The sequence below is a fragment of the Chitinophaga sp. XS-30 genome, from assembly GCF_008086345.1.
GTDB lineage: Bacteria > Bacteroidota > Bacteroidia > Chitinophagales > Chitinophagaceae > Chitinophaga.
Genome location: NZ_CP043006.1, coordinates 2095871 through 2115613, shown reverse-complemented (window position 1 = coordinate 2115613; position 19743 = coordinate 2095871). Strand labels below are relative to the sequence as shown.

15 protein-coding genes are annotated in these 19743 nt (G+C 52.0%); 4 read left to right on the top strand and 11 right to left on the bottom strand.

Annotation, left to right across the window (positions count from 1 at the left end):
- Positions 1-483: 483 nt before the first annotated feature.
- The 5 genes from cmk to FW415_RS08735 all read right to left on the bottom strand — a co-directional run bounded on the left by cmk (position 484) and on the right by FW415_RS08735 (position 9089).
- Positions 484-1173 carry a (d)CMP kinase gene (cmk, locus tag FW415_RS08755; RefSeq protein WP_148383888.1) on the bottom strand — a complete coding sequence of 230 codons (690 nt, stop codon included), beginning with the start codon at positions 1171-1173 and terminating at the stop codon, positions 484-486.
- Between the two features lie 98 nt (positions 1174-1271).
- Positions 1272-2903, bottom strand: coding sequence for a T9SS type A sorting domain-containing protein (locus tag FW415_RS08750; protein WP_148383886.1), 1632 nt, complete (start codon positions 2901-2903; stop codon positions 1272-1274).
- Positions 2879-4405 carry a hypothetical protein gene (locus tag FW415_RS08745; RefSeq protein WP_148383884.1) on the bottom strand — a complete coding sequence of 509 codons (1527 nt, stop codon included), beginning with the start codon at positions 4403-4405 and terminating at the stop codon, positions 2879-2881. Before FW415_RS08745 ends, FW415_RS08750 begins: the two co-directional genes overlap by 25 nt.
- Positions 4406-4497: 92 nt before the next feature.
- Positions 4498-6255: a hypothetical protein gene (locus tag FW415_RS08740; protein ID WP_148383882.1), complete on the bottom strand. Its 1758-nt coding sequence runs from the start codon at positions 6253-6255 to the stop codon at positions 4498-4500.
- A 302-nt stretch (positions 6256-6557) separates the two neighbouring features.
- Positions 6558-9089, bottom strand: coding sequence for an ATP-dependent Clp protease ATP-binding subunit (locus FW415_RS08735; protein ID WP_148383880.1), 2532 nt, complete (start codon positions 9087-9089; stop codon positions 6558-6560).
- A 254-nt stretch (positions 9090-9343) separates the two neighbouring features.
- Here FW415_RS08735 and FW415_RS08730 point away from each other — a divergent pair, with 254 nt between their 5' ends.
- The 3 genes from FW415_RS08730 (at position 9344) to FW415_RS08720 (ending at position 11614) form a co-directional block, all read left to right on the top strand.
- The gene (locus tag FW415_RS08730; protein WP_168208737.1) at positions 9344-9718 is read left to right on the top strand and encodes an STAS domain-containing protein; all 375 of its coding nucleotides are present in this window, start codon (positions 9344-9346) and stop codon (positions 9716-9718) included.
- Positions 9719-9784: 66 nt separating this feature from the next.
- A complete protein-coding gene (locus FW415_RS08725) occupies positions 9785-10693 on the top strand; it encodes a ribonuclease Z (RefSeq protein ID WP_148383873.1) in 909 nt (302 codons plus the stop codon).
- Positions 10694-10774: 81 nt separating this feature from the next.
- The gene (locus tag FW415_RS08720) at positions 10775-11614 is read left to right on the top strand and encodes a DUF3575 domain-containing protein (protein WP_148383872.1); all 840 of its coding nucleotides are present in this window, start codon (positions 10775-10777) and stop codon (positions 11612-11614) included.
- Between the two features lie 117 nt (positions 11615-11731).
- Here the strand turns inward: FW415_RS08720 and dapA are convergent, their stop codons facing one another.
- From dapA to FW415_RS08690, 5 genes are all read right to left on the bottom strand, one after another.
- Positions 11732-12613, bottom strand: a complete 882-nt coding sequence (gene dapA, locus FW415_RS08715; RefSeq protein WP_148383871.1) for a 4-hydroxy-tetrahydrodipicolinate synthase — start codon at positions 12611-12613, stop codon at positions 11732-11734.
- Positions 12614-12706: 93 nt separating this feature from the next.
- A complete protein-coding gene (locus FW415_RS08710) occupies positions 12707-13660 on the bottom strand; it encodes an acetyl-CoA carboxylase carboxyltransferase subunit alpha (protein ID WP_210420848.1) in 954 nt (317 codons plus the stop codon).
- 309 nt (positions 13661-13969) lie between these two features.
- Complete coding sequence (locus FW415_RS08705) at positions 13970-15268, bottom strand: putative oxidoreductase C-terminal domain-containing protein (protein ID WP_246858981.1); 1299 nt, start codon at positions 15266-15268, stop codon at positions 13970-13972.
- A gap of 147 nt (positions 15269-15415) precedes the next feature.
- Positions 15416-16759 carry a Gfo/Idh/MocA family protein gene (locus FW415_RS08695; RefSeq protein ID WP_148383868.1) on the bottom strand — a complete coding sequence of 448 codons (1344 nt, stop codon included), beginning with the start codon at positions 16757-16759 and terminating at the stop codon, positions 15416-15418.
- Positions 16760-17086: 327 nt separating this feature from the next.
- Entirely contained in the window at positions 17087-18073 is a 987-nt protein-coding gene (locus FW415_RS08690) for a GlxA family transcriptional regulator (RefSeq protein ID WP_148383867.1), read from the bottom strand.
- A 234-nt stretch (positions 18074-18307) separates the two neighbouring features.
- Here FW415_RS08690 and FW415_RS08685 point away from each other — a divergent pair, with 234 nt between their 5' ends.
- On the top strand, positions 18308-18961 hold the full coding sequence (locus FW415_RS08685; protein ID WP_148383866.1) for a (4Fe-4S)-binding protein: 654 nt from the start codon (positions 18308-18310) through the stop codon (positions 18959-18961).
- A gap of 179 nt (positions 18962-19140) precedes the next feature.
- Here FW415_RS08685 and FW415_RS08680 read toward each other — a convergent pair whose 3' ends face one another.
- Positions 19141-19716, bottom strand: a complete 576-nt coding sequence (locus tag FW415_RS08680) for a hypothetical protein (RefSeq protein WP_148383865.1) — start codon at positions 19714-19716, stop codon at positions 19141-19143.
- Positions 19717-19743 lie beyond the last annotated feature (27 nt).

Sequence of the window (19743 nt, the reverse complement as noted above, 5' to 3'; positions counted from 1 at the left end):
AACCGAATACACCTACTGAAAATATGAAACCCAGCCGTCTTGCGACTGCATTCCACATTTAGTTTTAAAAGCAGCTAATTCCCTGAGGAACAAGCTGTTGATTTATATAGTAGTTCGTTTATAGACGGTTAATAGCTGGTCTTTTGCTGGATACATTCCGGATATGGCCGAAAAGCCTTTATTATTTGGACAGTCACGCGAACCGCTTTGCTGCGATAACAAGTTACGGGATCCGCAAAGCGTTATCCGGTAACTTCTATCATTTTACAAATGATGGCAACAAAGTTCAGGTTCTTTTCCAGGTATGTGTCTCTAGTCGGTCCAAGATATATTGGCATGTATCACTCACGTTCCGTAAACGGAAATCAGGGCCAAGACCATTAAATTTTCAGGAATTTCTGAGGATGAGGTATTATTACTTGTTCAGGGGTAAAACGCCCTGATGTTCCAAAGGTAATAACTTTTTTTATAATGCAAAAAAAATCAGGAAGAATGTGCCATGATTGCGTCTTCTACCCACTGCATCACCAGTTGCAGCTGCTCTTCTGTTGTTAACTGGCTGTTATCCAGCACAATAGCATCTTCTGCCTTCCGGAGAGGGCTTACTTCCCTGTTGGCATCGATATAATCACGCAACTCCAGGTTCTCTTTCACTTCATGCAATGTGATATTCCTGTTCTTCTGATAAAGCTCCTTAAACCTGCGCTCCACGCGGATTGCAGGATCTGCCGTCATAAATATTTTCAGTTCCGCATCGGGGAATACAACGGTCCCGATATCCCTGCCATCCATCACAATACCTTTTCCGGCGCCCATTTTCTGCTGCTGGGCTACGGCAAACTCCCGCACTTCACGGATAGCGGCTACTTCGCTCACCTTTTCCGCCACCAGCATTTCGCGGATCATCTGTTCCACATTTTCACCGTTCAGGAACATATCGCTCTGTCCGGATATCTGGTTGTATATAAATTCAAGCTGAATATTGTTCAATGCATTGTTCACCGCATCCGTCTTGTTCCAGTCTACCTGTTGCTGAATGAAATAAAGGGTGATAGCACGGTACATGGCGCCGCTATCTATGTACAGATAGTTCAGCCGGCCCGCCAGTTGCCTTGCCAGCGTGCTTTTACCACAGGAAGAATACCCGTCTATCGTAATGATGATCTTTTTCAAGCCCCGGAATTTAGAGATGCAGGTGTTTTAACAATTGCTCCTGCAAAAGTAGCCGTAATTCCGGTAAAAATCAAGGAGAAATCGGCAATGCGCCGGGCTTATCCGCGGTCGATCACGATCACTTTCCGGGTGTACATCAGGCGGCTTGAATGCCGGTCATAGAACACCAGCAGATAGGAGCCTTTGGCAAGGCCTTCCACACGAATGTTGGCCTCACCCCGGATGGCATACTGGTTCATCACCTGGCCTGCCATATTCACGACCTGCATGATCATATCCGTCTGTTCCCCCCTTACCCGCACGTTGAACTGGCCGCGGTTCGGGTTGGGCCAGACGTCCACCGTCAGGAATGGCGGCACCGCTTTGACCCTGGAATAACTTTCCCGGCCGTTCTTCGCCACCGCACGGATGCGGTAATAGGTCCAGCCTTCGTAATTGTTCGCATCGGTATAACGGTAATCCAGCCGGATATTGCTGTTGCCGTCAGGCGCCTGGCTGGGCAGTTCCCCCACCTTCGTGAAACCTGTATCCCTGTCGAAACGGCGTTCTATTTCAAAGCGATCGTTGTTCAGCTCCCGGCTGACGTACCATTCCAGCTGCGCAAAATTAGCGGAAACGCGCCATGCATTGAAATCAATGAAAACAGCCGGTGCATATGGACCGTAGACCACGGAAGATTTTGCGAAATATTCATTGCTGTTGATGCCGGCAAAAACACGGTAATGCATCGTGGCATTGCGGAGTGTATTCGTTGTCGTTAGATTGCCGGGCAAAGGAAAATTCTCGGGTGTTTCCAGGTAGTCCCAGGCATTGTTGATGTACCGGGAAAGGTAGCTGGAACTGCGGTAATCCGCATAATCCGGCCCTTCTTCCGCATCCATATGCTGCAGGGTTATTTTCGCCTCACCTGCAAGATTCTGTTCCCTGGCGATGTTCCAGGTCTTATTGGTAAAATCCAGTCTGTTCGCCGGCCCGGATATGGCAAACTGATACACGCTGTCGAATGCCCTGACCTTGAAGTCATCCGCGGCACCGCCAAATTCGACGGCCGCCGGCGCATATGCGGAGGGTGAGGTACCCACCGGAAATACAACTTTACCGGCCGCAGCATTCACCTGTTCACGGTAGAGGAAGCCTCCGGCGATATTGGTGCCCGTCACCACAAAGGTCTGTTCACTGTAACCGGTAATGGTGCCCGGATGCCGGTCTCCCACCACCAGGTTCCAGCCGTTCAGGAAAATATGCCCCGTGGTAAAATGGAGATTGTTGCGCACTTTCACATCGCTGAGGTCCGATAAAAGAATACCCAGCCTGTTGTTCACTTCAAAGTTCGGGAAGGTAGCGCCGGTACGCGTCACCACGCTGTACCCGCCGAAAAGCTGCTGCGCACCGAGGTTGCCGTACAGAGGGTTATCCCCGGAAAAACGGAACAAGCCGCCCTTTCCGCTGAAACCATCCGCACTTTCGTCAGGCAACGTAGATCCATTTCCGTTATTCCATGTTTTTCCGAAAAAATTGATCACCGCTACATTGGATGACCCGAATGCGCCGTTATTGGACACATTGCCGAAAATGCTCACCACTTCATTCCCGGTCACCTGCAAACGCGTTCCGGGAGCGATATACAGCCCCTGCTGCGCGTATATGGCCAACGGCAGGAAAAAGATCAGCAATATGGAAAACAGCTTTTTCAGGTGATCTCTTTTTATTGAATATTGATGACGTACCATCTGTCCGTACCATCAGATTGAAATGTATAGCAACGCAGGTTTTCGTCATCCAGCATAAAGGAAGCATCGGCAACGCCGTTCTCAATCCGGTCCCCACTTGCCGGCCCCACCTCCACGGGTCTTGCAAAAGCGCCGTCAAAGCGCTTCACCATGTATATCCGCCCCTTGCAGGCAGATGCCGCAGGCAGCGTTACCACGAAATTCCCCGTGCCGCCGGAGGGCGTCACTATTATCGTATAATCGTCAACGGTAGCTGTGTATGGACTCGTGCCCGCTACCGCGATGGGGAGTGAAAAAGCATGGTTCAACCTTGTTTCACCGGCTTCCGTAATGGTTGCCCGTACCGTGTTGCCGGTGCTGAAACTGATGCTGTTATTACCGCTGTGCCGGAATACAATATTGTCCGCGCCATCATCTGCTACGGAAAACAGGGACGCAGCGGGAATGCTGAGGAACCTGTTCCATACCGAAGCAGCCACACTGCTGTTGACGCCGCTTCTGAAATAGGCCTTTCCCGCGTTCACATTCAGCTGCGCGAAGCTGGCGGCGCCCGTTCCCTGCCAGGTGGCGCTGAACGCCGCCGTTTCACCGGGAATGGGGTTAGCGGGATTGGTGATGCCGTCTGTCAGGAAAAGGCCGGAGCCTTTGTCCACAAAAGCATCATAGTCGCGGGGTGCTTCTCCTTCTTCCGTGCCCGGTGCAGTGGCCAGGTACATAGGCAGGCCATTCCGCTGACGGGATGTTACCACCCAGTCCGTTCCGTCGCTTACGATCCTGACGGAGTATCCGGGCAGCAATACTGTTTGTCCGGCCCCTGTCTGTGTTTTCACATCAGCGCCGGCATAAATTATTTTACCGAGGTTATACGAAACAATTTCCAGTGCGCGGCCGCGGTTTGCGGCGGCGGACTGGAGTGTAAGCGTTGCGTCCGCAGCATTGTTCATGATGATCACGCTGTTGGAGTCCGCAACGGAGAAATCTGTTGCAGCGATCACGAGGTTGGTAGCCAGTGATCCATTTACATGAAGGCGGGAGGAGGGATATGAAGTGCCGATGCCAATGTTCCCTGCGGGATCTATGCGCATGGCCTCTGAAAGATTTGTTTTGAATATAAGCGGCTGCATACCGGCGGTGCCGAGAAAATGCGTATCATCTGCATTCGCATTGCCCGCCATCGTCCAGAGATAATCCAGCGCGGAGGCATCGGCCACCTGTTTCCATCCGGCTGCACCGCTGCCGTTCTTCACCATCAGGCTGTTGGTGCCGGTATTGAAGAGCAACATCCCATTGGCCGCAGTGTCCAGCGGGGAAGCACTCAATGCCGCATTACCGACACGCGGCAACAAGAGGCCTTTTCGTGTGGTACCCAGTTCCAGTGCGGCATCTCCGCGGATAGCGGCGGATTCTCCGCCGATCTTCAATTGCGCAGCGGAAGAAAATGCGCAGAGCAGATATGCCGGTAATAAAAATGCTTTTTTGAAATGTCCATTCAATCTGTTCATCAGAATTTTAAGCGTAGGGTTCAGAGACAAGATTCGCTGAATTGATAGTGATGGAATGGATGTTTATCCTGCACCCATTCCATCATATCAGATTATAAGCCTGATCCTCTGCTCATGATCTGCCAGTTCGTACCGTCAGACATCAGGTTGAGTGTAGTATTGGGCACAGTGATCGGCGTAGTGTTCTCACCGTGGAATTTGCCGGTGCCGCCCATTGTGGCAACGATCACGCTGAAATCTTCCTGCAGTTCATCGATCGGGAAAGCCTTTGCTTCTCTTTTGATGACGTACACCCTGCCGGAGCAACCTGCGGGATCAGGTAAAGTTACCGTAACGTCCGTGCTGCCGGTGGGTTTAACGAAGATCATGTAATCATCCACATCAATATTGCCATTGGTGGTCAGCCTGCGGAACTTCACGCCGATAGAACCGTTTACGCTAAGGTTGGAATTACCGGCCGTAGCGCTGTTCACGGTTACATTTCCACCGGATACGGTCACATTTCCGCCGAAGAGTTTGTTACCGGCAAATTCCTGGTCCGCATTCGTTACCAGACCAGCGGTATTGGCGGGAGCGGCGTTAGGGATATTGATGGTAACGGTATTGGCAAGTGCGTCCGGAACGATATTCGGCTCGGTACCGGTTGTTCCCGCCAGGAGCGTCAATTCGCCGTCTGCTACGGCTCCGACAACGCCATTCACCGAGGCAAGGCCGCCATCCAGTTTCCAGGAGGGGAGATTGAACCTTTTTACTTCCGTTGCGGCTGGCCCTTCCTGCACCAGCAGATTATAGGATGCAGGAGCGGGTACAGGATTATACAAAGTGGGGTAACCGATATTCAGTTTGCCTCTCACCAGCAGGTCTCCACCCACACCATTGTCGATAGCCACATTATTGCTGAAGGTGGTAAGGCCGGTGAAGGTCTTGTCTCCCGCAAAAGATTGCACTCCTGTTCCTACTACCCCCGGTACATTCTCGGTAGCCTCACCCAATGCGATCTCGTAACCGCCGTCTCCATCGGCAGTGATCTTTGCACCGGAAGCGCCCTGAGATTCGTCTGTTACAAGGGTGCCTACGGTGATACCGCTGGTGGTCAGGTGATTCAGTTTTTCCCAGTCTTCCAGGCGCATGAAACCATATGGCTGTGTAGCCACCCCGCCGCTCATTACCGGCAGGTTCAATGTGATCTCGCCAGGTACGGTCAGGTCCACTTCTTCCGCTTCAAAGCCGGTGCCTGCCAGTATTTTCAGGTCAACCGGACCGGTTTTGCCGCTCAGGGACTCCACCATGGTCAGGTTCAGTGTTTTCCGTTTTACCGTGCCATCCGCAGCCAGCAAAAGCACCTGGTTCTCGGCGTTATCTACCGGAATGCCGGTATTATCCAGCAAAAATTCCCCTGTGGCAGAGATCCTGAAGCGTTCCACCGCATCGGTCCGGAATACTACGGGCTGATTGTCGAGCGTACCGATGAATTGCGTAGCGGGATTGGTACCGGTGTTACCGGCGATCTTCCAGGTCCCGTCCGCCAGGTCCGCTCCGGCCAGCTTGGCCCAGCTTGTTATAGTGGTACCGGTGGTTTGCTTTACATAAAGGCCCGCCCCGTCGTAGTTGGTGCCCGTATAATACACCACCATACCCACTGTGGCATTGGCGGCAATTATGGCATCAAAACCATCGTTGTTCAAACGGGGAAGAAGAAAGCCTTTCCGGTTGCTCTCCAGCTCAAGGAGGGCGTTTGGATCAACAACCGCGGGATTCCCCCCGATCTTGACCTGTGCTTTCAGGCTGTTGTAAGAGAAGAACAACAGCGATGCCAGTACCATACTGGCAATACGTAACGATTTTCTCATAGGAATAGGTTGAAATATAGGTTTATCAGTTTATGGTTTGCTCCATTCTTGCGTCTGCAAAATTGATCCCGCCTGTCCCCATGTTTTGTCTTGCAAGCTGTCTTATTTCGCAGGACTATAATGCATATACAATATTACATATATAATTTGATTAATACATAATATTTATAATGTTTTTTGGTTATTTAATATTCCGGTAACAGAGCGGGGTGATTCTCAGTTATTTGGCGCGGGGAAGGATGTTAACATAACAAAAAAGGCCACCGTCTCGGGTGGCCTTTCGACTATATGAATAGTGTGAATTATGCTTCTGATTTTTCGGGTTTGCTCCTGGAGGGGTTCTTCAGGGTGAACACGAGTTTTTGATTCTCCTTGTCGAGATCCGCGATGAGGATATCCCCGTTATGAATGTTCATATTGAGGATCTCTTCGGCCAGGGGATCTTCCAGGTATTTCTGGATGGCGCGGTGCAGCGGACGGGCGCCGAACTGCTGGTCGTACCCTTTTTCGGCCAGGAAGCCTTTGGCCTCCTCTGTCAGTTCCAGGCTGAAGCCCAGGTTCTGCAGGCGCACCAGCACTCCCTTCATGGTGATATCTATGATGGTATAGATATGTTCTTTGGACAGGGAGTTGAAGATGATGACATCATCGATCCTGTTCAGGAACTCGGGGGAGAAGGTACGTTTCAGCGCTTTCTCGATCACGGCCTTGGTGTTGTCTTCTTCGTTTACGGCGCGTGCACTGGTGGTGAAACCAACCCCTGCACCGAAGTCTTTCAGCTGACGTACACCGATATTGGAGGTCATGATGATGAGCGTGTTCTTGAAGTCCACTTTCCGGCCCAGGCCATCCGTCAGGATACCGTCATCCAGCACTTGCAGCAGGATGTTGTAGATATCCGGGTGAGCTTTCTCGATCTCGTCCAGCAGGATCACGGAGTAGGGTTTGCGGCGTACTTTTTCGGTGAGCTGCCCGCCTTCTTCGTATCCTACATATCCCGGAGGCGCGCCGATGAGGCGGCTTACGGAGAATTTTTCCATGTATTCGCTCATGTCGATGCGGATAAGCGCATCTTCAGAGTCGAACATATATTTGGCGAGGGCTTTTGCCAGCTCTGTTTTACCAACGCCGGTGGGGCCGAGGAAGATGAATGTGCCGATGGGCTTCTTGGGATCTTTCAGGCCTACGCGGTTACGCTGGATGGCTTTGGTCACCTTGCTGATGGCCTCTTCCTGCCCTACCACGGCGCTCTTCAGGTCTTCACCCATCCTGCGCAGCTTCTCATTCTCCGCCTGCACCATCCTTTTTACGGGGATGCCGGTCATCATGCTCACCACTTCCGCAATGGCTTCTTCATCAATGGGGTAGCGTTTGTGCTTCACTTCTTCTTCCCACTCGCCTTTGGCCTTTTCGAGGTCTTCTCCGAGTTTCTTTTCGGTGTCGCGCAGGGCAGCGGCTTCTTCGAAGCGCTGGCTCTTCACTACTTTATTTTTTTCCTGTTTGATGTCTTCGATCTGTTTTTCCAGGTCGAGGATATTCTGCGGGACATTGATGTTTTTCAGATGCACGCGTGCGCCTACCTCATCCAGCACGTCGATGGCTTTATCAGGCAGCAGACGGTCCGTCATGTAGCGGTCGCTGAGCTTCACGCAGGCATCGATGGCATCATCGGCATAGCTGACGTTATGATATTCTTCGTAGCGCGGTTTGATGTTGTTGAGGATCATGATGGTTTCCTCCACGGTGGGGGGATCTACCATTACTTTCTGGAACCTCCGGTCGAGCGCGCCGTCCTTTTCGATGTACATGCGGTATTCATCCAGTGTGGAAGCGCCGATGCACTGCAGTTCGCCACGGGCGAGAGCGGGTTTGAAGATATTGGACGCGTCGAGTGAACCGGAAGCGCCTCCGGCGCCTACGATGGTGTGTATCTCGTCGATGAACAGGATCACATCACGGTTCTTTTCGAGTTCGTTCATGATGGCTTTCATCCTTTCCTCGAACTGGCCGCGGTATTTGGTTCCGGCAACCAGCGCGGCGAGATCCAAGCTAACCACCCTTTTGTCGAACAGCACGCGGGACACCTTGCGCTGCACGATGCGGAGAGCCAGGCCTTCCACGATGGCGGTCTTACCCACACCAGGTTCACCGATGAGGATGGGATTGTTCTTTTTACGGCGGGAAAGTATCTGCGATACACGCTCTATTTCCTGCTCGCGGCCAACGATGGGGTCCAGGCTGCCGCTTTCGGCAAGCTTGGTGATATCACGGCCAAAATTGTCGAGTACAGGGGTCTTGGACTTGGTATTGGTCTGTTTCGCTTTGGAAGCGTAACTTTTCCGTTCGTCCTCGAACTCCTCTTCTCCGGGGTCATCGAATTCTGCTTTCGGATCGGCAGATTTTACGAAGCCCAGTTCGTTTTTGAAGGTATCGTAGTCCACATCAAACTGTTGAAGGATTTGAGTACATACGTTTTCTTTATTCTTGAGGATGGAAAGCATGAGATGTTCTGTCTCAACGGTAGGGCTCTTGAGCGCCTTTGCTTCCAGCACGGTAACACGGATCACTTTCTCTGCCTGCCTCGTTAAAGGTAAACTGTTGATATTCGCGATATTCTTGCCCGTCTTATCTTTAATAGCCAGTTCCACTTCTTTGCGCAGTTCATAAAGATCCACGTTCAAAGCCTGTAGAATTTTAACAGCCGTCCCTTCACCTTCCCGAATAATACCCAGCAGCAGGTGTTCCGTACCGATGAAATCATTTCCCAAGCGTAAAGCCTCCTCCCTGCTGAACGAAATGATCTCCTTGACTTGCGGTGAAAAATTCTGATCCATTGTAGATGATTTTTTGGTTAAACCCTTACGGGGGCTTGCTTATACAATATTACCAAATAAATTTGGATTTACTTTTTATCCTTGCACATTTATACATTAGATTTACTTTTGTTTTGGAAGGTCCTGTCTTATATACTTACGAGAAGAAGGATGTCTTGTATTGTATGCGATACTTCAGGCAAGGATCTTAATGGCGAGGGTTCCTTTAAGCGATGAATCCTTTTTTTAAATGTAAGAAAATAACATCCGGCATTATGCAATTCAAAATTGATACCAAAGAAAAAATAGTGATATTCCGGCTGGAAGAAACAACACTGGATGCTAAAATGTCAGATGAACTGGTCAATGCTATAGGGAATATACCCGGACTGGAAGAGAAGAACCTTATACTGGACCTGCATTCCCTTCAGTCGGCAGATGAATCCGGCCTGAAAGCCATTTTTACAGTATATCATCGCCAGTATGAACGCGGGCTTTCGGCAGCTATTGCCCACCTTAACAGAACTTTAACGACTACACTCTCGGAAACCTATCCGGAGATGCAGAACATCGTTCCTACTGAATCCGAAGCTATTGATATGGTTATGATGGAAGATTTCGAGCGCGACCTGGACCTTGGCTCGGAATAATCCCCATTGAACGCCTGAAAATACGCCACCTGCCCCAAATTGTTAATGATTGACTATTTTCGTTATATGTTCGCTGTAACCATTCTCGGTAATAACTCGGCCATTCCCACCCCGGACCGGCATCCCACCGCACAGGTGATCACCTATAACGATCAGCTGATACTGGTGGATTGCGGAGAAGGCACCCAGATGCAACTGACCCGCTACAAGGTCAGGCGCAGCAGGATCCGGCATATCCTCATCAGTCATCTTCATGGCGACCACTACTTCGGTTTGATCGGGCTGATCAACAGCCTCAGCCTCCTGGGCCGTACCGATCCGCTATCCGTTTACGGACCGCCGGAACTGGAAGAGATCATCCAGCTGCAACTGCGCAGCGCCGCTACCGTACTGAAATTCGACCTTCAATTCCATGCCCTGCTGCCGGAAAGGACCGGACTGCTGTTTTCGGAAAAGGATATGGAAGTTCACTGCTTTCCCACCCGGCACCGCATCCCCTGCTATGGTTTCTCATTTTCGATGCAGCGCCGGAAACGCCGGCTCATTCCGGAGCAGGCCCGCGTGTATGACATTCCCGCCGCATTCTTTTCCCGTCTGCAGGAAGGCGCTGATTATCAGCGGAAAGACGGCACTTTGGTCAAAAACGACTGGGTGACCCTTCCGCCGCCCAAAGGCAAGCGCTACGTGTACTGCGCCGATTCCATCTATGACGAAGGCCTTATTCCCCACATCCAGGGGGCGGACCTGGTTTATCATGAGGCCACCTACCTGCACGACCTGGCGCAGCGTGCCGCGGACCGCTATCACAGCACATCCGTACAAGCCGCCACCCTGGCGCTCAAAGCAGAAGCCAAACGGCTGCTTATCGGCCACTTTTCCTCCAAATACACGGAACTGGAACCCTTCCTCGAAGAATCCCTGCCGGTTTTCCCCCATACCGAACTGGCGCTTGAAGGGGTGAGCTACCTGGTCTGAACTCCCTGAAATACTTAGAACTAGGTATTGCGCATTAAATCACATGATTTAATTTTGCAACATATCAAAATCCCTGTAACTATGAAACGAGCAGCACTGTCGGCTTCCGTAGCACTATGCTTTTGCCTGGGGGCATCCGCGCAGGAAATACCACCATCAACCGAAGATCCCGCCACCACTGCGGCGGAAGCGCCAGACCGCAGCACGGGATTACGCAACCAGCCTTATTTCAGCAACATCATCAAAACCAACCTCTCCACGCTGGCACTGAACAACTATAGCCTGACCTATGAGCGGCTGATCGCCCGCAAGATTTCCGCTTCCCTCGGCTGGCGCCACATGCCCAATACCCATATGACCCAAACGGCCCTCACAAAAGAGGTGATGAAATATTTTGAGGAGGGGGACAGCGATATCAACGAACAGCTGGACCAGCTGAAAATGAGCGGCAATGCCCTTACGGCGGAAGTGCGCTTCTACACCGGCCGCCGGCCCGGCGCCAAAGGCTTTTACGCCGGCGTGTACGGCAGGTATGCCTCCTTCACCTATGATTATCCCTACGATTTCGAAAGTGAGCTGGGCACCACCACCCGCGTACCGTTCAAGGGAAAAAGCAGCGGCATCGGCGGCGGCATCATCCTGGGGGGACAATTCAATGTGCACAAACGGGTGATCATCGACCTTTATATCATTGGAGGCCATTATGGCAGCTTCTCCGGTAAAGTGGACGGCCTTGCCGACCTGAGTGACCTCAGTGAGCAGGACCGGACCGACCTGAAAGACGAACTGGAGTCGCTGATCGAGATCGGGGACCGGAAAAATATCACGGCAACGGTGCGTGAAGACGGCGTCCGGGCGGACGTAAGCATGCCTTTCCTGGGGGTGCGGGGCCTGGGTTTCACGGTGGGGTTTGCGTTTTAAGGGGCTGACCAGGAGGTGAAGGGAACCTCATCACTAAAGACTTAATTATCAACCTATAGAACTAAAAAAGGCTGCATCGTCTCCGGTGCAGCCTTTCAAACGCTCATTCCAGTATTATCAATACCCCTTCAGGTAAATCGCTATCTTTTCGTATAACCCGTCAGTCACCGGTACCACAGGCAGGCGGAAAACGTTTTCCACGATCCCGTTGTAGTGCAGGAATGCCTTTATACCCGCGGGATTGTTCTCCGCGAACATCAGATCAAAGCCTTCCAGCATTTTATAATGCAGATTGCGGGCCGTCTCAAAATCCCCTTTCAGCGAGGCCGTTACCATGCCGGAAAAATCTTTTGCAAAGTAGTTGGCCGCTACGGAGATCACGCCATCCATACCACAGGCCAGCTGAGGCATGGCTACGCCGTCATCGCCGCTGATCACAAGGAAACCCTCGGGTTTGTCGCGGATGATCTGCATGCATTGCAGCATATCCCCGGACGCTTCTTTCATGGCGATCACGTTCTCCACTTCCCTGGCAATGCGCAGGGTGGTATCCGCGGTCATATTACGGCCGGTGCGGGCCGGTACATTGTACAGTATGATGGGTTTCGGAGACGCTGCCGCAATGGCTTTATAATGCTGAAAAATGCCTTCCTGCGTGGGTTTGCTGTAATAAGGCGCTACGCTCAGCACCGCAGCAGCTTCATCCAGCGGGCATTTTTCCAGCCGGCTTACAACATCCTGCGTACTGTAATCGCCAATGCCAACAACAACAGGCACCCGCTTCGCCACCTTTTCGAACGTAAACTTTATCAGGTCCAGCTTCTCGTCGGAAGACAAAGTTGGCGTTTCGCCGGTGGTACCCAGGGTCACCACATAATTTACACCACCGCTGATCACGTGATCGATCAACCTTTCCAGGCTATTCCAATCAATCGCTCCCTGTGTGGTGAAGGGCGTAACCAGCGCCACGCCGGTACCCCTCAATTGTTGCTGTAACATATTTAATTATGGTGTATCAATGCCGTTAAAAGCCCGAAAAATGCAAAGATGAAAATTTGGATCGGTTCCCGCAATAAAAGCCCGTTAATTTATTCAGCGCTCTTCAAAAAATCCCATATTGGAAAACTTCTCGATACGTTGCTCAATGCGGTCATCAGGACTGATCTTCCTGAGTTCCGCCAGCGTTTCCTTCAGCTTCAGCTTCAGGGTTTGCGCAATTTCCTCGTGGCTGGAATGTGCGCCGCCTACCGGCTCTTTGATCACCCCGTCCACCAGGCCGAACTGGCTCATATAGTCAGAAGTCAGTTTCAGTTCTTCCGCGGCCTTTTCCTTGAAGTTCCAGCTGCGCCAGAGGATGGTGGAGCAGTTTTCGGGGGAGATCACGGTGTACCAGCTGTTTTCGAGCATGAAGATGCGGTCTCCCATACCGATGCCCAAAGCCCCGCCGGAAGCACCTTCCCCGATGATCACGCAGATCACCGGTACACGTAGCTTCACCATTTCAAACAAATTCCGGGCAATGGCTTCGCCCTGCCCCCGCTCCTCTGCCTCCAGGCCCGGATAGGCGCCCGGTGTATCAATGAGGGTGATGATGGGCTTGTTGAACCTTTCCGCGAGCTTCATCAGCCGCAGCGCCTTGCGATACCCTTCGGGATTGGCCATACCGAAATTCCGGATCTGGCGCATCTTTGTATTCACCCCTTTCTGCTGGCCGATGAACATCACGGTTTCGCCGTCCAGGTCCGCAAATCCACCTACCATCGCCTTGTCATCCTTCACATTCCTGTCCCCATGCAACTCCACGAAATTGGTGGACATCCGTTCAATATATTCGAGGGTATAGGGCCTGTCCGGATGACGGCTGAGCTGTACTTTCTGCCAGCTGCTAAGATTATTATAGATATGCTTCTTGGTATCTATGATCTTTTGTTCGTACTCGCTAACGGTTGCGGAAACATCCACGCCGGACTTATTGCCGTTCTCCTTCAGTTTCTCCAGCTGTTCATACAGGTCCGCAATCGGTTTTTCAAAATCCAGAAATTGCATAATCAGATTTAAAAAGGTTAAAGTACATCGTCATAAAGATAGTAAACCCTCACAAGTGCCCCAACAGAGCCGCCAGTACAGGGATTTCCATAAAAAGATAAACCCGGATCTACCGGGCCTGTCTATGCTGCTTTCCGGTCCGTAAAGAACTCAGGGCGGCAAATGTAGTATAATTAGGATGATATAACAATATTTCGCCACAGATCATTGATTATCTGTATGGTGCGCATGCGATTATTTATTATGCGGAGTAAAGCCACGACGCAGAACGGCTGTTGACACCCTGCTGCGTCCGGGAACGAGACTGAACTATCTTGCCTCCACTGTTTCCGCCTTGCGCAGCGCTTCCGTTGTTGTGTAATATTTTGCGAGCATATTGGGCACTTCCCAGGCAGGCATGCCGCCATCCTTCAGGAACTGCAGGTACTTCTTCGTCACCTCCGCAAAATGCGCCTCATGCCCTGTCTTGTACTCCTCCGGGATCATCACCTCCCATCCTTCTGCTGCTTTTTGCACCGTTACGCCGGGATATTTCTTCAGCATATCCTGCAGTTCGTTCTTCCACACTTCGCTTTCCGCATCTTCCTGCTGATGCGGCCGGATGTACAGCACCGGTTTATACTGTTGCTCCGCGCCCTGCCTGATCAGCAGATCGGCCTTCGTTCCGCGCATCAGCGAATAATGGGTGTCGCCGGTGCCTTCGGGCGCCTCGAAATTCCACATCACGGCCACTCTGGCATGTACGTTTTTGAGCGTATAGTTGATCTCGCCGTTGGCATACACAAACAGCATGCTGTCCTGCAAATACGGCTGCAGGTAGTCCGGCCAGCCTTCCGTACTGGTAACGCGGCTGAACTGGGCGGGCGTGAGCTGCGTAGGCCAGCGCCGTGCGCTGGTAATGTTCACATCCTTGCTGTAGTCGAGCGTAACTTCCGGAAAACAGGTCCACTGAATAAGGTCTACCAGGTGGGTGGTCACATCCACGATCCCTTCACCCGCCTGTTTTACATCAAAGAACCAGGCCGGGCGTACCAGGGGTTTGCCGGAAACGTATTTAAAGAAATGGTGCACACTTTCCTTGATCACGGCCGGTTCTGCCGCGCTGCCCTGCTGCAGCGTTCCGAAAACGCCCGGCAACTGCGACAGCTCCCGTTGCAGCATACTGGTGATCTCGTAGCGTTCGGTCATGATATCGTATAACAGCACATTTTTTTCCACAGCGGTATCAAATGCTGCCTTCAGCAGGGTAAAGCCTTCCGGGCTGATGGCCATCGGTTTATCCGCCAGCACGTTGAGCCCGGCCGAAACGGACCGGCTGATATACCCGGTTTTCCTGCCGTTGTTGCCGGCCAGCACCACTACATTGCCCGCTTTGTCCGCCAGCATCTTTTCCAGGTAGTCGCTTCCGGTGTACACTTCTTCCTTCCAGGTGGTGGGGGCCTCTTCCCGGCTGTTGTATTGCGTTATCATACCCAGGTATGCATTCACATCATTCCCTTCCGGGGCATATACATGCACAACGGAATCAACATCCGGGTACATGGATTTCTGTACAAGCGCAGCATGAAAATGACCGGGATCTACCGTGATGAAGGATACCTTTTTCATACTTTGTTCATTTTTGCAGCCGGCAAATGCGATGGCGGCCAGTAACATTGTTCGTTTGATGTTATGCATGACAGGAAATGCTGTTTTTAGCGGGACCGTATTGCAACGGTCCGCGGCATGAATGAGTTTATGGCTGATGTAAATGTGTCAGACGGAGGGTTCCCATCCCGGTTCATATTTTCTGCTCCAATATTCCAGCGCGCCGGGATCATCTTTTATCCGGCCCGTTTTCGGGTCGATGTTCAGCGTACGGCCCGTGCGTTGCGCGATGTTGCCCAGCTGCACCAGGAGCGTGCTCTGGTGGCCGCTGACGATATCCGAGTGCAACGCAGTGCCTTTCCGGATGCCATCGAAAAAATTCTGAATGTGCAGGGCATCCAGCTGCTCGGATGGATTCATATTGTTCCGGGCATCGATCTCTATATCATTTTTTGCCGCTTTCACCACCTTGTTCTTCAGGTCGTAAATGGTGTAGCTGTTGCCGCCGTCGATCACCAGCGAACCGTTCTCTCCATAGAAGGCTACGCCAACGCTGCTGCCTTCTACGGGGCGGCCGTTGCAGCTTCTGCCTTCCCAGCTGATGAAGGTGTTATTGGCAAATTCCAGGTTGATGATCTGCGTATCCGGCGTTTCCCAGTCATCGTTATAATGATAGCGGCCGCCGGAAGAGTTGACACGGACGGGATAATCCACGCCCAGCCCCCAGCGGGCAACGTCCACCATATGGGTGCCGTTGTTCAGCGCTTCGCCGGTGCCCCAGTTCCAGAACCAGTGCCAGTTGTAATGAATGATATTATCGCGGAAGCGCTCGCGGGGAGCGGGGCCCTGCCACAGATCATAGTTCAGCCAGGATGGTACGGCGGTTTCCTTGCCTTTCCCGATGGACGCGCGGTTATTGGTGTACCATGTTTTTGCGAAGTAGCACCTGCCGATAGCCCCGGCTTTCAGTTCGCTGACCGCGGCTATTACGTTAGGCCAGGACCGGCGCTGGTTCCCCATCTGCATCACTTTTCCATATTTCGCCCTCGCTGCTACCAGCAGTTCGCCTTCATGGGGATTGTGGCTGCAGGGCTTTTCCAGGTACACATGTTTGCCCGCTTTTGCGGCCAACAGCGCGGCCGGCGCATGCCAGTGGTCCGGAGCGGCTACAACGAGCGCATCAAGTGCCTTGTCTTCCAGCGCTTTCCTGAAATCAGGCGCAGCCTTCGGGCGTTTGCCGGTGATCTTTTCCACGGCGCCGATGAACTTGTCCGATGCCCTGCTGTCCACATCACAGGAGTAGAGCACTTCGCAATCTGATTGTTTCGCGAAATTGGAGCCCAGTGCGAGGCCGCGGGCATTCACGCCCATAACGGCTACGCGAACACGTTCGTTGGCCCCGATGATGGCGGCATAACTGCGGGCGCTGATGCTTGGCAGCACACCACCGATCGCAACGGCTGCGGCGCCCTTTAAAGCTTTGCGGACAAATGCCCTGCGGGAGTTTTCCATTTATGCAGAATTTTATTTGGGTTTGCAGGCGGTGCGTTTTAATGATCGCGCTGCATGAAATTCGTGTACGTAACCGAAAATTGTGGAAATTCTTTGGCAATTCAAAGCATTATCTTGAAAAAACAGTATTCCAAGTGGAAAAGGGTGGGTTGCGGAGCGCTCAAATAAAACGATAACATCCGGTCATAGTATGGTGCTGACCGTCACCGGCGATTCTTTTGCTGCGATCTTTGCTCATGCGTGCAACGGGGGAAACCCTCATCAGATCGGCCCTGGAGGCCATCCACCGCCTGCCATATGCGCAGCCGTGTTTTGGGGAAAACCATTTCAGGGTTGCGGGAAACCCGGCACCCTGCTGTATTTATCTTTATAATCCACCGGAGACATGCCGGTGAATTTCCGGAACACATCCCGGAATGCCTTCACATCCGTATAACCTACTTCTTTCATCACTTCCCGTACCGGCCGCACACCGGCTTCCAGCTCCGCTTTCGTAGCCTCGATCTTTACCCGCTGGATGTATTCGATCAGGGTATTGGCCGTGGCTTTCCGGAACCTGCGTTCCAGGCTGCGGCGTCCAATATCCAGCAATTCGGCCAGCTGGTCTACCGTTATTCTTTCCCGGTAGCGTTGCTCGATGTAGAGTTGCGCTTTTTTAACAAGATCATCGTGATGGTCCTTTTGCCCTTTGAATATCACGAAAGCGGACTGGTTGTTCGCGCCTGTTTCCACCAGGAAATATTTGGCGGTAAGGATGGCGGTTTGCCGGTCTGTGAATTTCTCCACGAGGTAGATGAGCAGGTTCCAGTAGGAATTGGCGCCGCCGGTGGTGTAGAGGCCTTTTTGCCCGGTGATGATCTTCTCGTCCACCATTTCCACAGCGGGGAACATCTTCCGGAATTCCTCCGCGAACATCCAGTGCGTGGAGCAGGTTTTCCCATCCAGCAGACCGGTGGCGGCCAGCAGGAATGCCCCTGTGCAGAGGCTGGCGGTCTGCGCGCCTTTTTCATATTGCTGCTGCAGCCAGGGGATGAATGCTGCATTTTTCTTCAGCGTGCTTTTCATATTGCCGGTAATGGCGGGAACGATCACCAGGTCCGCCCGCCCTGCATCTGCCAGTACCCGGTCCGGCCGCACCGCAAATTTTCCGCCAGCCAGTTCCACTTCTTTTGAAAGCGCTACCAGCTGCACTTTAAACAAAGCCGGGCGACCGGCTGCTTTCAGCAATTCGTTCACCGCGGTGAAGAGATACCAGGTGTCTGCCACTGCAGCAGCTACGCCGTTCTCAGGCACTAAAAGAGATACCGTTTTCATCTGCATAATGATTCATTGTCAGTATAATTCAAACAGCAACAAACGATGCTGCCCTCCCTGCTGCTTACCTGTGGTGTGCGTCCCACCGAGGTTTGCTTCATTTTTCAAAGGTAGCAGAAAGGCGTGTCGTAACTTACCCCTGCACTTGGCGTTTTTACGTACCTGTTTGCCGCGCCTGTCAATAATTTCGCTAAATTGATGGCGATAAGGATTCCCCCAATTTAAAATCATCATATGCAATACAAGCTGGAAAAACCGGTTCACGGTACTATTGGCACGGTAAAGTATCAATGCACCATTGAATGGCGCAATGGTACTTTCATCACGGATGAACCGCTGAAGTCAGGCGGGCAGGATACCGGCCCCGATCCCTTTACGCTCCTCGTTTCTTCCCTCGCTTCCTGTACGCTCGCCACCCTGCGGATGTATATCGACCGGAAAGGATGGGATGTACCGCAGATCTCGGTGAATGCGAATTTCTACCAGGAGATCCGGGAGGGCAAGACGGTTACGGTATTCGACCGGGATATAGCTTTCGGGAACCCGCTCCCCGAAGAGCAGCGCAGCAGGTTGCTGGAGATCGCAAAAGCCTGCCCTGTATCGAAGATACTGGAAGGGGAAATCCAATTGCGCACCTACCTGTTCAGGGAAGAAGATGTACAGAAGAAAGTGCATTACAGCAACGGTGAAGTAACGGTGGTATGGAAACCTGAATTTTGCAAACATGCGGCGCGATGTGCTTCGCAGTTGCCGGAGGTATTCGATCCTAATGCGAAGCCCTGGATCAATGCAAACGGGGCAACGACGGAGCGGATCGTGGAACAGGTGAAGAGATGTCCCTCGGGAGCGTTGCGGTATTTTTATAACGAAAAAGAAGGGACGGTTTAGGCGGTCAGGCGACTGCTGTACGTTACGGCTTCATAACAGCTGCACCAGGGAAATGTGTTGTGTAAATCCTTAAATGACAGAGTGCGCCCATCATGTGTCCTCCCTTAAAAGTGTTTGGCTTGCAAGGGTGTTCATCATGCGGCGCACTCCAAATTGCTTTATGTCCTGCTGTACCTGCCTCAGTCTTTCAGACCAAGATAGGCTTGCACTTCCTTGTAATTGTTCCAGTCTACAGATTTCGATGTACGTGCGGTAGTGCCGCCCGGGATCAGGATATAACGGTATTGCTGATATTTTGCGCCATCTTCGGTAAACGTACTTGCATCGAAGTTCGCCAGCATAAATATCTCCGTCAGCGAAAATGTAGTAGTGATATAAGTCCCGAAAAACGGATCGGCCTGCGGCAGGGGATCGATCTGTGATTGCGTAGCCGTTCCCCAGTTGATATACACCTTGATCTCACCGGAGTTGAGTATCTCCTGCGTCAGTTTCGGCGCTGTGATGACTGCGCTGAAGGCAAGCGTATCACCGGCGTCATTCGTCACGGGTTCAAATACTACATCCAGCCAACCGGAATAAATAACATTGGCCGTTCCGGGATCACCCTGTGCGCCACCGGGACCGGGAGGGCCGGTTGGGCCGGGAGGGCCTTGTTCACCCTGTGGGCCGGTATCTCCGTCCTTGCCGCAGGAAGCGATGGATACCATAGCGCCCATCAGCAAAACATATAAAATGCGGGTCGTAATCCTTCTCATAAAATAAATTGATTTTGGTTATTAAAT

What these genes read in the sequence shown, in the direction of transcription:
- FW415_RS08750 (WP_148383886.1), bottom strand. Translation starts at nt 2,903, where the DNA reads ATGGTACGTCATCAATATTCAATAAAAAGAGATCACCTGAAAAAGCTG.
- FW415_RS08745 (WP_148383884.1), bottom strand. Translation starts at nt 4,405, where the DNA reads ATGAACAGATTGAATGGACATTTCAAAAAAGCATTTTTATTACCGGCA.
- FW415_RS08740 (WP_148383882.1), bottom strand. Translation starts at nt 6,255, where the DNA reads ATGAGAAAATCGTTACGTATTGCCAGTATGGTACTGGCATCGCTGTTG.
- FW415_RS08735 (WP_148383880.1), bottom strand. Translation starts at nt 9,089, where the DNA reads ATGGATCAGAATTTTTCACCGCAAGTCAAGGAGATCATTTCGTTCAGC.
- FW415_RS08730 (WP_168208737.1), top strand. Translation starts at nt 9,344, where the DNA reads ATGCAATTCAAAATTGATACCAAAGAAAAAATAGTGATATTCCGGCTG.
- FW415_RS08725 (WP_148383873.1), top strand. Translation starts at nt 9,785, where the DNA reads ATGTTCGCTGTAACCATTCTCGGTAATAACTCGGCCATTCCCACCCCG.
- FW415_RS08720 (WP_148383872.1), top strand. Translation starts at nt 10,775, where the DNA reads ATGAAACGAGCAGCACTGTCGGCTTCCGTAGCACTATGCTTTTGCCTG.
- dapA (WP_148383871.1), bottom strand. Translation starts at nt 12,613, where the DNA reads ATGTTACAGCAACAATTGAGGGGTACCGGCGTGGCGCTGGTTACGCCC.
- FW415_RS08710 (WP_210420848.1), bottom strand. Translation starts at nt 13,660, where the DNA reads ATGCAATTTCTGGATTTTGAAAAACCGATTGCGGACCTGTATGAACAG.
- FW415_RS08705 (WP_246858981.1), bottom strand. Translation starts at nt 15,268, where the DNA reads ATGAAAAAGGTATCCTTCATCACGGTAGATCCCGGTCATTTTCATGCT.
- FW415_RS08695 (WP_148383868.1), bottom strand. Translation starts at nt 16,759, where the DNA reads ATGGAAAACTCCCGCAGGGCATTTGTCCGCAAAGCTTTAAAGGGCGCC.
- FW415_RS08690 (WP_148383867.1), bottom strand. Translation starts at nt 18,073, where the DNA reads ATGAAAACGGTATCTCTTTTAGTGCCTGAGAACGGCGTAGCTGCTGCA.
- FW415_RS08685 (WP_148383866.1), top strand. Translation starts at nt 18,308, where the DNA reads ATGCAATACAAGCTGGAAAAACCGGTTCACGGTACTATTGGCACGGTA.
- FW415_RS08680 (WP_148383865.1), bottom strand. Translation starts at nt 19,716, where the DNA reads ATGAGAAGGATTACGACCCGCATTTTATATGTTTTGCTGATGGGCGCT.